This window comes from Rathayibacter sp. SW19 (genome assembly GCF_030866825.1).
GTDB lineage: Bacteria > Actinomycetota > Actinomycetes > Actinomycetales > Microbacteriaceae > Rathayibacter_A > Rathayibacter_A soli.
The window spans coordinates 423,467-437,591 of sequence record NZ_CP133020.1; the positions used below are offsets into that span (position 1 = coordinate 423,467).

Here is a 14,125-nt window from a genome sequence, read left to right on the forward strand (position 1 = left end):
GTTTCATTATTTACCGCCGAACGAATCAGGAAGAACGCAATGGACGTGGTGTCGATACTAGTCACAGAGCAACACGCCGCCAAGGAGGTGGTGTAAGCCGGGCAGGCGCGAGCAATTTGCGGGCCGCCACGGATTCAAACAAGGAGGTTTGCCTCAATGGCAAAGTACAAAATCTCAGCCAACATGGAATTCGTCCGTAGTGCGGACCTCGGCTTTCAGGCGGGAGTAGAGACCGCGGCGCAATTGGGCTATGAATACGTCGAACCAATGGTTCACACCGGCTGGGAGTTGCTCAGCGAAGTGCACTACTTCCATTCATTCTCAATGGAGGAAGATCCGCTCCTGATGAAGGAGATCTGTGATCAGGCCGGCGTCAAGGTCTCGTCGCTGTCTGCACACAGCCCACTCATGAAGCCCGAGGCGGCGGTTCCTCGACTGACCCGGGCCGCAGTCCTGGCGGACTATGTCAACACGGAATTTCTGAACACCGACGAAATGGTTAAGCCTGACTGGATGGATGAGCAGCGAGCCCACGAAGCGATGTACTACACGCTTACTCGCGTCGCGCAGGTTGCGGCACGTCACCGGAAATACATTTGCATTGAGCCACATGGCGTCTACACGAAGACAAGCGAAGGCCTGCTGAAAATCGTCAACCTGGTCAAGTCGCCCTGGATCGGCGTCAACTGGGACACCGGCAACGCTTATCTCGCGGGCGAAGAGGACCCCTACGATGCTCTCACTGCCGTGGCCCAAAAGGTGTTACATCTCCATGCAAAAGACATCAGCTTCGAGCAAGCACAGAGCGACCGCGGTCAGGTGACCGGCACACCGGTCGGCTGCGCAGTCGGTGAAGGTGTTGTCGACTGGGATCGCGTTCTCTCGATTGTCGACCCACTCGAGCGCGAGCTCACACTGTCGGTGGAATGCGGCACAATCGACGAAGCCGAGCGTAGCTTAGCGTTCCTAAAGGACTTGCTGAAGAAGCGCTGCTCGCTCAACGTCTCGATGGCCAGCTGATGGTGACGCCAAAGCCACTCCGTGTCGGGATAGTCGGTACCGGGGCGATCGCACAAAAGCACCTAGCCGCAATCCTCCCGCACGCAGACCAAGTGGTGATCTCTGCAATCTGCGACCCCAACACGTCGGCGCTCGAGACGTTTGGCGCCTTTGTACCCGACGCGAAACGGTTTACCGCCGTTGACGACCTAATTGCCTCCGGAGTGATTGATGCCGGCATAATCGCGACGCCACACTTCCTCCACTTCAGTCAGGCGTTCTCTTTCGCCTCGGCAAGCATTCCGGTGCTCGTAGAAAAACCCCTTGTCACGACTTTGGATCAGCTTCGGCAGCTGCGCGACATCGCGGACAAAACTGGGACATTGGTCGTCGCCGGACAAATGCACCGCTTCGACCGCACGAACGTCCTCGGACGGCGGTGGCTGGATCTGGATTCATCACGATTCGGTGCACTTGAATCCTTTGAGTTGCATTGCTGGCAAGACATCACTGAGTACACCGAGCAGGTTGGTCTAAGCCACTGGCTCCTAAATGGTGAACTCGCCGGTGGCGGCGTGATTGTGTCCCTAGCGATCCACCAGCTAGACCTGTTGCGATTCCTGGGTGGTACCGACTACGCAGAGGTGTCGGCAAAAGGCCTCTTGAGTGCTCCGTTCCACGCCGGAGCCGAGTCCTCAGCGTCAGTTCTTGTCACAATGCAAAACGGCGCAACCGGCAGCATGTTCGCAAGCTACACCGCACCACGCCGGTTCGCGTCGGAGTCCGTCACCTTGTTCGGTCAGAACGGCGGTCTCACGCGGCAACTTCGTGGCCTTGGAACCTATCTCGGGCCCCTGCTCTACGCGCCGGCGCATGACATCGAAGGTGTAATCGACTTCTCTGCGGCGGCAGCTGCTGACGCGGGCGTTGCCGCCATTGACGCAGGCCTAGTGGCTGATCTTGGACCGGAGCGCTTCGAGAATCAAATCCTCCACTTCACCCATGCGGTGCGCGGTGACGTGGAGCCTCTCAACACGCTGGCTCAGAACTTCAACTCGATCGCGTGCATTGACGCGATCAATCAAAGCCTCAGAGAAAGCGGGCGACCGATCGCTGTCGCTTCCGAATAAGAACACAGCACCATCACCTACAACATTTTCCAGGAACAAGGGAGTTTTGTGACATGAGAACCCATATCAAGCGTCGTGCCGTTGCAGTGATGCCGCCGCCGCATCGATCGCGCTACTGGCTGGCTGCGCATCCGGCACCTCCAGTAGCTCGTCGAAAGTTACGTTGACATTGCAAACTTGGGGCCAGTTCGGCTACAGCGGGCTGATTAGGACATACGAAAAGCTGCATCCGAACATCACAATCAATGCGCAAACGGTTGCTTCGTCTCAGGCCGCGGAGACGGCAATCAACACCCACCTCGCAGCAGGAAATGGCATAGACGACGTTGTCGCCGTCGAGGGCGGATTCCTCGCTGCAGAAACGCAATACCCCACCAAGTGGCTCCCGGTGAGCAAATCGTTGACAAATCGCTGGGTGACCTGGAAATCAGCTCTCGCTACACATAAGACGGGACGGCTGCGTTTCTACGGCGTCGATGCAGCACCCACGGCGATCTGATTCGACGGCTCACTGCTCAAGGCCGCAGGCCTGCCAAGTACCCCGGCCGATTTCAAAGCCTGGGTCGGCACCACCTGGGACAGCTATTTCGCCGCAGGCGAGCAGTACTACGCAATCCACCCGAATCGGATCTCGTTCAGCCGGGCGGCCCACCGACGCGCCTGTGTCGCATTTGGATAGGAACCCACTGTCGTGTGCGGCAGCAACTTGGCGACGAGCCTCGAATGGCCCTCTGGTGGAGTGACTCCAGCTCATGCAGAAACGGTGATTGTGTAACCGGCACATTTGCCTTGTGCCTGAGTCGACAGTTGCGGAGGACTTCGGTCAGAATATCAAACACCGTCACGCTGCTCACCCCGGAATATCTCAGGACGCGTTGGCGAAATTGGTCGGGATCGATATCACCGCGTTTGCGAACGTTAAGCGGACCGAACGCAACGTCAGCTTGACGAACGCTGGCCGCACCGCTGCGGCGCTCGGCACAACGCCGCCGGCGTTGCGGCGGGCATCACGGGTGCAAACCTGCACCTGGTAGGAAGGCGCATTCCGCTTGACGATTTCTGAAAGGCGAAGGCTCCTGCAGAGTCCGAATGATTCCATCGCGACGTTCGCAATGTGCCGCCGCTTCGCCCTGCCATCTTCGGATCGTCGTACCGCGGATGCCGATGGGTTTTGCCATTGGTAAACGGTCCGCTCAAAGAACACAAGGGTATCGGCACCGGCCGCTCTTCGCGGTATGGAAGTATCGCTCGCTAACCTTTCAATGCACCGTGAAACTTAGCGGTGCGATAGAGCTCAAAAACCGAGTGTGGGCCAGGATCGGGCGCAGGGCGCCAAATCACCTTGGTCCGCATTGAATTGCGGAGCCGCCGTGGGGCAGAAGGCTTTCGCCGGAGTCGAGGATAATGGCGGATCAGTAAGATCCGAACGAAGGTGCGTGGACTGTATTTTGCTCGGCCTTAGGGGATTGCGCGATACAGATCTGCTTCGAATCGATACGCATCTCCCCGGTAGGTGTTAATACCGAGAAGTACCGGTTTCCCTTCCGGGCTGTAGGCAACTTCGCGTCCAATCAATACCGGGCTTCCCGGTGTGACATTCAGTAGGGGGGCAAGTTCGCCGCTTGCGGCGGCGGCTTGTACGGAATATGCGCTGCGTTGGATGGTGATATGGCAGAGCTGCTCGAGTACTTCGTAGAGGGATCGATCGGTGAGGTCGGCATCCACCAGCGGTTCGGCGACGGCAAGTGCGAGCACATTCGAGTCGACACAAACCGGAGTTCTGTCCATTCCGCGCAGGCGAACGAGCGTGAAAACGGAGGCGCCGGGGGCGATTCCGAGCTGTTCGGCTTCGTCAAGGCTGGCGGTGCGCACTTTCTTTTCGAGCACCTGGGCGGTGGGGTTGAGTCCGCGCATCCTGGCCATTTCGCTGAAGCTCTGCAATGTGCTCGGGGGCTCACCAAGGGTGGGTTGGGGGACAAACCAGCCGCGCTGGGCGGAACGGGAAAGTGTTTTGTCGCTCTCGAGTCGTTCCAATGCGACCCGGAGTGTGGACCGACTCACCTGGAGCTGTTCAGCGAGTGTTCGCTCGCCGGGGAGCCGAACTCCGGGGCGGTAGAGCCCGCGCCGAATGGAATCGGCAAGTTGGCGATAGACGCTATCGCTCACTGTTTCAGAAGCCATACGCCGACCGTACCAGTTAACCTACTGGTATGTAAATATGAATTACTGGATTAACTGGTCTGCATGTGCGTATTATTGGTCGCATGTTCTCCCGAGCGGGAGTCGGAGTTCAAAGGAGACTCGCGAGTGACGAAGAAAAGACACATTATCGGTGCTCTTGCCGTTGCACTACCCATGCTGTTGCTGATGAGCGCATGCGCGCCAACTGGTTCAACTGCAAGCGGAACGCAGAAGGCGGTGTCGATGGATGTTTCAGGGAAGAAAGTTACCCTCAAACTTCTCGATTTTTACCAACAGAACCCCTGGGTGACGCAGAGCATCGCGGCGTTCGAGAAAAAATACCCCAACATCACCATCAAACGCACTACCCAAGACTGGGGAACAGTGGTCAAGACCGCGAATCTGCGTTTGGCTGACCCCAATGGGCCGGATATTGAGACGGTCAACAACGGCTGGCAGGCGCTAGGGACACTCGCGCAAGGGGGCCGGGTGATGAACCTGGACGCCTACGCCAACCTCTACGGCTGGAACAAAGAATTCCCAGAAACCCAGCTGCGTCAGGTGCAGTTCACCGCTGACGGTAAGAGCATGGGAAGCGGGTCGATGTACGCCACCCCGGTTGCCAGTTCGTCGTTGATCGGGTTGTACTACAACAAAACCATTCTTGACTCCTTGCATCTGTCGGTGCCGAAAACACTTGCCGATTTTGAATCCGATTCCGCGAAAATCAAGGCCGCTGGACAGATCCCAATCGCCTTTGGCTCGCAAGATCAAGGTTCAGCGACTGCGGATCTGTTCGCCCTGCAGGACCTGATCGGCAGCGTCAAGAACATCGGCAACTTCATCTACTCCACAGGCACCGTGCCGATCACTGATACTGGCATGGTTCAGGCTGCCACCAAGTTGAAGCAATATGCGGATAACGGCTGGTTCACACCGGACTATGCCGGAATTCAGTCGACCGACGCCGAGACGAATTTCCTCAACGGTCACGGCGTGTTCCGTTTTGACTACACAGGTACCATTCCGTTCAAACCGGCCCAAAACAACACATTCGGTTATGTCCAGCTACCGCAGCTGAGCGGTAACACTGTGGTGGGAACCGGCGCGGCGAATGGCATTCTGGCGATCTCCTCTAAATGCAAGAATCCCGATGCGGCAGCGGCTTTCCTGAACTTCATGGCTGGCCAGCAGTCGGCGCAGATCGCGGTCAATAACGGGTTTCTCCCGCTTTTGCACGCGGTGACGGTGCCGAAACACAACCTCCTGTTGTCTTCGCAAATTGCTGGCCAGCAGAGCCTGGACAAAGACAACGGTTACGTTCCGTACTTCGACTGGTCCACTCCAACCATGCTGAACACGTTGGGCGGTCAGGTGCAGGAACTGCTGGCTGGGTTGTCCACCCCGGAGAAGTTAGCTCAGGCTGGCCAAACCGATTACGAAGCCTTCCAAGCTAGCCGGAAATAGGGCAGGCAATGCCATCGAACGCCCAGGTGCGGCGACCGGAAATCCCGGTCGCCGCCTCGGCACCAAGAGTCCGGCCCACCGCCCGGCGGCGTACCCAACGTGGTCGGCGCAAACGCGGTGGTTGGATCGGGCTGGCGTATGCCGCACCGGCTATCGTGGCGTACGGCTATGTCGTGATCGTGCCCCTGTTCCAGAGCCTGAACTACTCGTTCTACAAATGGAACGGGGTCACAACAGCCACCTGGGTGGGGATCAACAACTACATCACCTTCTTCACCGACCCGGCTTTGCTGGCCTCGCTTGAGCATGTGCTGGTGCTGGTGGTGTTCTTTGCCATGCTCCCTATCATTCTGGGACTGCTCAGTGCCGCGCTACTGGGCCGTGGTCGGGTCAAAGGCCAAGGGATTTACCAATGGCTGCTGTTCTTGCCGCAGGTTTTGACCAGTGTTGTTGTTGCCATCATCTGGAAGCGTCTCTACGGCCCGTCCGGTCCGATCAACGAGGCGCTGCACGCGGTGGGACTGGGAAATCTTGCAGTGAATTGGCTCGGCGACTTCAACTGGGCGCTACCGGCGCTCGGCCTGATTGGCACCTGGGGAACACTCGGCTTTTGTATGGTGCTTTTCATCTCCGGTGTCGCTGGCATCCCAAACGAACTTTATGAGCAGGCGCGCATCGATGGGGCCGGGCCGATCAGCGAGTTTTTTGCGGTCACCCTGCCCGGCCTGCGCGGCCAGATGGCCATTGCGATCACGCTGACCGTGACCGGCGCGCTGCGCGCATTCGACTTGGTCTGGATCATCACCCAGGGTGGCCCTGGCACCTCCACAACCACGCCCGCCTTGTTGCTCTATCAAAAGGCGTTCCTTAATCCCGATATCGGAACGGCCGCCGCGATCGGTATCGTCATGGCCCTGTTCTGCCTGGTGATTGCTTTGGTCGTCAACCGTGTGTCAGAGGAGAAATAGGGATGATCTCACACTCCGAAAGGGCGCTCAATCACACCGTCCTCGTGATTGTTTCGATTCTGGTCGTATTTCCGGTGATTTGGTTCGTACTGACTTCCCTGAGCCCTTCGACGACCGGCCAGATTGACCTGACCCACCTCACGTTCAGCAACTTTCCGAGTGCCTGGCAGGTTGGCAATTTTGCTCCGGCGATGTGGGCCTCCACTGTGATCACGGTCGGCTCGGTGCTCGGGCAAGTTCTTTTGGCCATTCTGTCCGGTTATGGCTTCGGCATTCTGGGTGTCGTCGGGCAGAAGATCATCTTTCCAATCATCCTGGTTGGCCTGATGGTGTCCTCCGAGGTGTTCATCATTCCGCTGTACTACCAGTTTCAGGCCATCGGGCTCACCGACTCCTGGCTGGGATTGATCATTATCCAAATCGGGATGGGGGTACCGTTCGGTGTGTTCTGGATGCGGGCAACCTTCCGCGCCATTCCCAAGGCGCTGATCGAGGCGGCGCAGATCGATGGTGCTCATTCTTGGCGCATCCTCTGGGGGGTGCTCATGCCAATCGCCCGGCCATCGGTTTTCACCCTCGCGCTGCTGTCGTTTATGTGGACCTGGAACGACTTCTTCTTGTCACTGATTTTCATCTCAGACCCAACCAAACAGCCAGCAACTCTTGCCCTTGGCGTGTTTCAGGGGCAGCGGACGGTGGACATCAGTCACCTCGCAGCCGGTGCGCTGATTGTTGCCCTCCCGGTCTTGATTCTCTATGTCTTCTTCCAACGACACTTCATTCAGGGCGTGATCAACGGGGCGCTCAAAGAGTAGCCCCGTTGCACGCGGAACACGTTTTCTTCCCACTCCTATCCACAAGAAATTCGGAGCACAATCAATGCAGGTAACAGCACAGATTTTTGAAACACCCGATGACGTTGGTCAGCAGGCGGCACTGCTCATTGCAGACGCGATAGTTGCCGCTGGGGACCGGCCGTTTGTGCTGGGCTGCCCAAGTGGACGCAGCCCGGTGAGCACCTACCGGGCGCTGGCCGCCGAGACAACCCGCCGCAGGCTTGACCTCAGCCGGGTGGTGATTGCGCTGATGGATGAGTACGTCGAACTCGATCCGCCCGGCTACCGCCTGGTTGATGCAGGACGCGCCCACAGTTGCGTGGGCTTCGGGCGACGCGAGATTGTTGCACCGTTGTCGGCCGCAGCCGGACCGGGCAAGGGCATTACGCCAGACAACCTTTGGTTTCCGCAGCTGGAAAACCCCGGTGACTACGACCGGAAGCTCGAAGCCGCCGGTGGAATCGATGTTTTCCTGCTCGCCACCGGAGCATCCGATGGGCACATCGCGCTCAACCCGATTGGTTCAGACCGTCAGAGCATGACCAGGATTGTTGAGTTGGAGGAGTCCACCCGGCGAGACAACCTGGACACCTTCCCTAGTTTCACCGGGCTGGATGATGTACCAAGGGTTGGCGCAACGGTCGGTATCCAAACCATCCAAAAGCTATCAAGGACAGTGATCATGATCGCGCTCGGGGAGCAAAAAAGCGAGGCTGTGCGCCGAATCAGCGCGGCAACCGAATACGACCCAAGCTGGCCGGCCACCATCCTCAGCGAATGCAACTCTCCACTGTTTCTGATTGACCGCGCGGCAGCTGCTCTGCTTGAGCCGATTGCCTAACCACCACCCACTAAGAAAGGCTCTTTCAACAATGGCACGCATCAAACTCGCATATCTGGGCGGCGGCTCGTCACGCGCGGCAGGTACCATGGCCTCGCTGATTTGGCACGGCAAAGAATTCGACGGGTCCGAGATCACCCTGATCGACTTGGACGCCGATCACCTACAGATTGTGAAAACAATCTCCGAAAAGTTGATTGCCGATGCCGGAATCGATATGATTGTCACGGCGACAACCGACAGGCGCGCCGGACTCGATGATGTGGACGCGGTGCTGTCTAGTTTCCGTCCCGGTGGTTTTGCGGCCCGCGCACTGGATGAGCGCATCCCGGTCAAACACAGCGTGATCGGTCAAGAAACTCAGGGCGCAGGTGGGTTCTTTATGTCGCTACGTTCGGTTGCAGTGCTTAAAGATGTAGTCGCCGACCTTAACGCGGTTGCGCCGAGAGCAAAAATATTCAACTACACCAACCCGGTGAACATTGTCGCCCAGGCGGTCAGCCAGTACAGCGACGTCGAGATCGTCTCCATGTGCGAGGGGGCAATTGTTTTCCCGCCGGTCGTGCTGAAGGCGGCCGGTCTTGACCCAGCGCGAGCAAGCGTGACGATGGCCGGGGTCAACCACAACATCTGGAGCACGGAACACCTCTACGACGGCAAGGATGTGATGCCGCTGCTGGCACAGGCCTGGGAACGGCAGCTGGCCAACCCCACTCTGGACGCCAACTCGCGGCGGGCGCTTCACCTGGCCGTGACTATGGGCTCGATCCCCTCCGACTATTTCAACTATTACTACTTCCGGGAGGAGCTGCTGCGTGAGCAGCAGGGTGCGTTACGAACCCGCTCGGAGATCATCATGGATGCGATTCCCGGTTATTGGGAGCACTACCGGGAGCAAGCTGCCGTGGCCAAGCCAGAACTTGACCCGGCACGCTCCCGCGGCGGTATCCATGAACTGGAGTTGGCGATCGATGTGATGAGCGCGCACTACAACGACACCGGAGCGGTACTTCCGGTCAACCTGCCCAATAAGGGCGGGGCGCTGCCCGGATTTTCCGAGGAAACGGTTGTTGAAGTGTGGACCAAGGTTGACGCATCAGGATTCCACATCCCATCACAGAAGCCGCTACCACACTCGGTGCTTGGCATCACCCAGCAGCTGGCCGAATATCAAATTCTCGCGGCCAAGGCGGGCTGGGACGGCAACCGGGCCGACGGCATCCGCGCACTGGTCGCGAACCCGTTGGTGGATAACCTGCCGGTGGCAGAGGAGTTGTATGACGAAATGGCTGCCGCGCACGCGCAGTACCTTCCGGCGCGCCTGCTGAAATAGCAGGGGCAATGAGCGAACTCTTCCTCGGCGTTGACGCCGGAAACAGCAAAACCCTGGCCGCGGTCGCCGATGACAGCGGTCGCATTCTCGGTTTCGCGCGCGGAGGCCTCGGCGACATATATGGTGCGGCCACGCCGCAGGACGCAGTAAATGTAGTCTGCGATGTTCTCCGGCAGGCTGTGGCAAATGCTGGGGCGGGTCTTGAGGACCTGCGCGCTGCAGCCTTCCGGTTGGCCGGTGTTGACTGGCCCGAAGATGCCGTGCTGTGGAAAGAAGCGCTTGCCCCGGTTTTGGCGCGGCGCACGACGCGAAGCATCAGCAACGACGGCCTGGCCCTGTTACGCTGCGGCGACACGCAAGGTATCGGTGTGGCGATTTCACTCGGCACCGGCGCCGCGATCGGTGCACGCGGCAGTGCAGGTGAAGAGTTCGTGGTGTCGTGGTGGTTCCAGCGCGGTTTCGGCGCGACCGGGCTCGGCAGCGATGCGGTGAAAGCCGTAATGCTTGCCGAGCTCGGCCTGGCTGAGGAGACAGCCCTCAGCGCGGCACTGCTGGAGTTCTATCGACAATCCACGGTCGAAGGTCTTCTGCATGCATTTACCAACCGGAATGCCCACCTCGGCCACATCGCAAAGGGAAGTGCCGCGCGTACCGTTCTAGCGACGGCACAGGCCGGCGACCCGGTTGCGATGGCGATCGTTGCTGATCACGCTGCCGCTATTGCCAACTACGCCGCAGTCAGTGCGGCTCGGGTCGACCTGCAACAACCAACAATCGTGTTGGGCGGAAGCGTGCTTGCCGCAACCGACTCAGTGCTACGCCGCGCTCTGACCGCGGAACTCTCTGTTGCCGTTCCCGGCTGCGCCATCGTGGCCACCGGAGCAGTTCCCATTCTCGGCACTGTGCTTGACGCTATGGCCGAAGGTGGTATCGCACTCAACCCAGAACTTCAGGCAGCAGTGCTTAGTGCCTCGATTCCCGAGGGGCTACTCGCGACCTAGCCAACGGTTGCGTCCGATCGAGGGGTGAAGGCGAGATAGGAGGAGTTACGCGCTTCGGATGAGACCCAATCCGGGGCGATAACACTCCACATGTTGTGGCTCGCTCGCCGGTCTCAATGCCGAGGTCTCCGGCGAAGCCGCCACAGTTGGACGGCTGCCAACCCTTGCCGTCGGCATCGGCACTTCCTGCATCCGAGAGGAAGACGAAATGGCCACGCCGGAACGTTGCGGGTGGGTTCGTGCCGGTAACCGCCTGGCCATTCAGAGTGATCAGGTCGTCTGTCGTCAGTTTCACGTGGACGGCATTGAGCGCCCTGAACGCAAATGCTCACTGGCGAGGCGATCCATGCGGCGCCGGTCCTGGTGGCCTCATTGGGCCGCATTTGAACGAAATCAAGGAAGGTTGACGTAGGCCGCGGCATGCCAGAGTGCTGCTGATACTTGGAAGTGTCGCTGGGTTTTCGTCGGTTTCGCGTTGCCGCCATGGACTAGCGTCCCACGCCTACGCCCGACCTTAGCTGGCACAGAACGGCAACAAGCGGGCTGCAATCCATGTGAACCTAAGTCGTCGCGTTGACTCCAAAACCGCGGAATTACGCGAGAGAAGAGCCGATCGGCGGGAGCATGACCCACTTTGACAGGGTTCAAATCCCTCCATCTCCGCAGGGAAATGGCTGATGAGCGTACTATTACAGTTCCGCAAGTTGTTGATCTGCCTGCGACTACCCGCCTTTGGCCACATTCCTGCCGCCTCAGCACGACCCTCGGCGGTTGAAGGGGCAAGCGTCAGTCGTGGTTGGCAGCGACTTGGTGGCGTCAGGCGTCGACGTTGCAGGGCATAACCTCGTTCGGTCCGGTCTTGCTGCCTCCTTACTCGAAGACCGTTCGACAAAGAGGTTCAAAAATCTCTCAGCTTGACGGTAGTGCTCAGCCGAAACGTCGACCCTTCCGAAGTTGTTCGTATAGCTCTTCGATCTGAGTGTTGAACCAATCGCTGTTTTCTTCGTCGAGACCCCATGCCTTAGTGTCGCCATTCTCCGCGAAGTCGATTCCGAGGATCGGCTTCTCCTTCTCACCGTCACCCGCGCGCCACGTCCACTTTTGGTCGCCGATGAACTCGCCGTGAATCGGCTGGCGGTATTGGTGTTCTGCAAACTGGTAGGCCAACGCTGCTCGGAACTCAGCTCGGTCATGCAGTGTTGTGTAGTCCTCGCCTGCGGCGAGTGGCTCGACGAACTCTTGGAGGTCTTCCCGCACGAGGCGACTCTCAGGCCAGTGGTATTTTGAGCCGGTGAGGGCGAACCGCGGAAGGTTGTTGAGTGTATCTGCAAAGACGTTCCACGGCTGGAGCACCGACCAGGCCGGTTGTGCTGTGTTGCTGTCGACGAAGATCGAGTGCCATGTGGGCTCCTGCATGATCTTGCGCGCCACGTCCTCGTGGCGCGCCAGCAACGCCGCCATGGTTCCGGCCCGCATCAGAAGTAATGCTGGGACGTGCAGGTACTTGAGCCACCAGGAGTTTGCCCAGTCCGGCCTCCGAGCAGCCATTGAGCGTCGAAGCACTTCCACCCATAAGTCGGTGTGTTGACGATCGCGATCCAGCAGGATGCCGTTCGTGTAGAGCTTGAGGAGGGTGGCCGTGTGCGTCCTCAAATCCGCGAGACCGGCTTCGGCACCGTCCCAGTCTGGGGGTTGGGTCCATTTCACTGCCTCTTCGAGGAACTCCGAAAGCTTGACCAACTCCGCATCAAACAGGTCTCGAACCTCGATGTGCCTGACTGGATCTGGTAGAACTCTCTTCAGACGACCAAGCGCAAGATTGACCGAGTCGGGCGATTCTCCCATAGTTTCCAAGGCGTCAATGCGCGAGAGTAAGTCGGGAAAGAACTCGTCTGCGGTCAGCCCCTCGATGATATGGGAGCCGGATCGAGCGGTGAGTCGTTGGGCGACACCTCCAGGAGCGGAGCGTGCGACCCAGTACAGTGGGTATCTGCGGTTCGCGTTCGCTTCGATCGCTGACACCAGCGCCGCATCCCAGTCGCCGGACCAACCACTGACGATCAAGCCGTATTCATCCAAGACACGAGTGAGCAGTCGTTTGATGGGCGTCGGGTACGAAGCCAACTCGTCGACCGTGTTGCGCTGATCAAGGCTCGCATAGTCCCCGTGCAGTTTGATCACGGTGCACGCCATATGTTGTAGTGGCTCCATTCCGGTTGCCTTGGCTGCGGAGTCGATGACCTGCACCGTGACGCCCTCGGCCTGTAAGGCCGACTCCATCAATCGGTCGAAATTAGTCGTCACGATCACCCGGATGATTCCTTTGCGGACCAAGGCCGCAATCGCCTTGTGAGCGCTACCGGGTACCTTTTTACCATCGGTTCGGTCGTCGTCTGTCGGCTCGAAGAATCTTGCAAGCAGGGCCCGCCGCGCACTCCGAGTCGAGGCGAGCGCGGCCAGGACGGACGAGTATCCGAGTTCGCCTTCGCCGTTGACCGCCCACCATTTATCGGCATCGAATGTCGCTCCAGGGCTTTCTCCTCCGGCGACCGCCGCCTTTCTGACCAGAGATTCGACAACGCCCCAGCCAGTCGGGATCCCAGCGCCGGTCGAGGCCCCTGAACCGAGCAAGAGCGCGTAAACACCTGGCTGGCTGTCTAGCGCAGTCGCCAAGCTCAAGCGAGGATCAAGGATAGTGGCCATGTCGTCAACATATCGCCACCCACCGTCGTCCCGCAGATTTCTGGTTCCCGGTTTCCTCGACCTGACCCGAGATTGCGGTCAGGCAAGCGCGAAGCAACCACCGCTGTGATGGGCCAGGGCTGAGATGCCTCAGGGCATCGCGGGTTCGTGCTTACGTCTTGCGCTCGTGGGAGAAATTCGCACTGTCTTAGCGCTTGTTGATTGAGCTTGGCGCTTGCATAATGCCTGCGGCCTGGCGGTCCGAGAGACGCCTCAATCGAGCTGAATGATTGTGTTGCGAGTCCAAGACATTGGTAGTTGGCGCCGGTAAAGAGTAAGTCGGCGTTCCGCCAGGAGCGCCATACTGTTCCACGTTAAGCACGACCTCCGAATGTCACTTTCGATGTCCAAACAGCAAAAGCTCTGGCCACGTTCGATTCCAACAGTAGGACCGCCTTCGGCGCCCGGGGCTCGTCGTCGCCCTGTTGCCTCACGGGCAGTAATGATGTTGTTTTTGTCGAGTTGGAGCTGAGGGTCGGGCGTGTTGCCTGCCCGGGGTGCGGTGGCAGTGGGCCGAGGCAAGGCATCCGGTCGACGGCAGCTGCGGTTCCGGGGCAGTGCGAGCGTACATTCCCGACTGTCGCCGGTTTAGAGTGGCCGGCCCGCGAATCGTAATGGCCTACCGCA

Annotated in this window: 12 protein-coding genes; 10 read left to right on the top strand and 2 right to left on the bottom strand. The window is 59.0% G+C overall.

Annotation, left to right across the window (positions count from 1 at the left end):
* The first annotated feature begins 156 nt into the window (after window positions 1-156).
* The 4 genes from QU604_RS02015 to QU604_RS02030 all read left to right on the top strand — a co-directional run bounded on the left by QU604_RS02015 (window position 157) and on the right by QU604_RS02030 (window position 3,163).
* On the top strand, window positions 157-1,020 hold the full coding sequence (locus tag QU604_RS02015; protein WP_308467129.1) for a sugar phosphate isomerase/epimerase family protein: 864 nt from the start codon (window positions 157-159) through the stop codon (window positions 1,018-1,020).
* Window positions 1,020-2,129: a Gfo/Idh/MocA family protein gene (locus QU604_RS02020; RefSeq protein WP_308467130.1), complete on the top strand. Its 1,110-nt coding sequence runs from the start codon at window positions 1,020-1,022 to the stop codon at window positions 2,127-2,129. Before QU604_RS02015 ends, QU604_RS02020 begins: the two co-directional genes overlap by 1 nt.
* Before the next feature lie 163 nt (window positions 2,130-2,292).
* Window positions 2,293-2,628, top strand: coding sequence for an extracellular solute-binding protein (locus tag QU604_RS02025; protein ID WP_308467131.1), 336 nt, complete (start codon window positions 2,293-2,295; stop codon window positions 2,626-2,628).
* A 292-nt stretch (window positions 2,629-2,920) separates the two neighbouring features.
* Window positions 2,921-3,163 (top strand): helix-turn-helix domain-containing protein, encoded by a 243-nt coding sequence (locus QU604_RS02030; protein WP_308467132.1) that lies wholly within the window; start codon window positions 2,921-2,923, stop codon window positions 3,161-3,163.
* A 424-nt stretch (window positions 3,164-3,587) separates the two neighbouring features.
* Here QU604_RS02030 and QU604_RS02035 read toward each other — a convergent pair whose 3' ends face one another.
* Entirely contained in the window at window positions 3,588-4,310 is a 723-nt protein-coding gene (locus QU604_RS02035; RefSeq protein WP_308467133.1) for a GntR family transcriptional regulator, read from the bottom strand.
* Between the two features lie 126 nt (window positions 4,311-4,436).
* Here QU604_RS02035 and QU604_RS02040 point away from each other — a divergent pair, with 126 nt between their 5' ends.
* From QU604_RS02040 to QU604_RS02065, 6 genes are all read left to right on the top strand, one after another.
* Window positions 4,437-5,777: an ABC transporter substrate-binding protein gene (locus tag QU604_RS02040; protein WP_308467134.1), complete on the top strand. Its 1,341-nt coding sequence runs from the start codon at window positions 4,437-4,439 to the stop codon at window positions 5,775-5,777.
* Between the two features lie 8 nt (window positions 5,778-5,785).
* A complete protein-coding gene (locus QU604_RS02045) occupies window positions 5,786-6,745 on the top strand; it encodes a carbohydrate ABC transporter permease (RefSeq protein WP_308467135.1) in 960 nt (319 codons plus the stop codon).
* Window positions 6,746-6,747: 2 nt separating this feature from the next.
* The gene (locus QU604_RS02050; RefSeq protein WP_308467136.1) at window positions 6,748-7,560 is read left to right on the top strand and encodes a carbohydrate ABC transporter permease; all 813 of its coding nucleotides are present in this window, start codon (window positions 6,748-6,750) and stop codon (window positions 7,558-7,560) included.
* A gap of 64 nt (window positions 7,561-7,624) precedes the next feature.
* Window positions 7,625-8,422 (top strand): 6-phosphogluconolactonase, encoded by a 798-nt coding sequence (locus QU604_RS02055; protein ID WP_308467137.1) that lies wholly within the window; start codon window positions 7,625-7,627, stop codon window positions 8,420-8,422.
* A 31-nt stretch (window positions 8,423-8,453) separates the two neighbouring features.
* Window positions 8,454-9,755: a family 4 glycosyl hydrolase gene (locus QU604_RS02060; RefSeq protein WP_308467138.1), complete on the top strand. Its 1,302-nt coding sequence runs from the start codon at window positions 8,454-8,456 to the stop codon at window positions 9,753-9,755.
* Window positions 9,756-9,763: 8 nt separating this feature from the next.
* Window positions 9,764-10,756: a BadF/BadG/BcrA/BcrD ATPase family protein gene (locus tag QU604_RS02065; protein WP_308467139.1), complete on the top strand. Its 993-nt coding sequence runs from the start codon at window positions 9,764-9,766 to the stop codon at window positions 10,754-10,756.
* Between the two features lie 927 nt (window positions 10,757-11,683).
* On the opposite strand, the gene QU604_RS02070 is transcribed toward QU604_RS02065, so the two are convergent.
* The gene (locus tag QU604_RS02070; RefSeq protein WP_308467140.1) at window positions 11,684-13,459 is read right to left on the bottom strand and encodes an SIR2 family protein; all 1,776 of its coding nucleotides are present in this window, start codon (window positions 13,457-13,459) and stop codon (window positions 11,684-11,686) included.
* Between the last annotated feature and the right edge of the window lie 666 nt (window positions 13,460-14,125).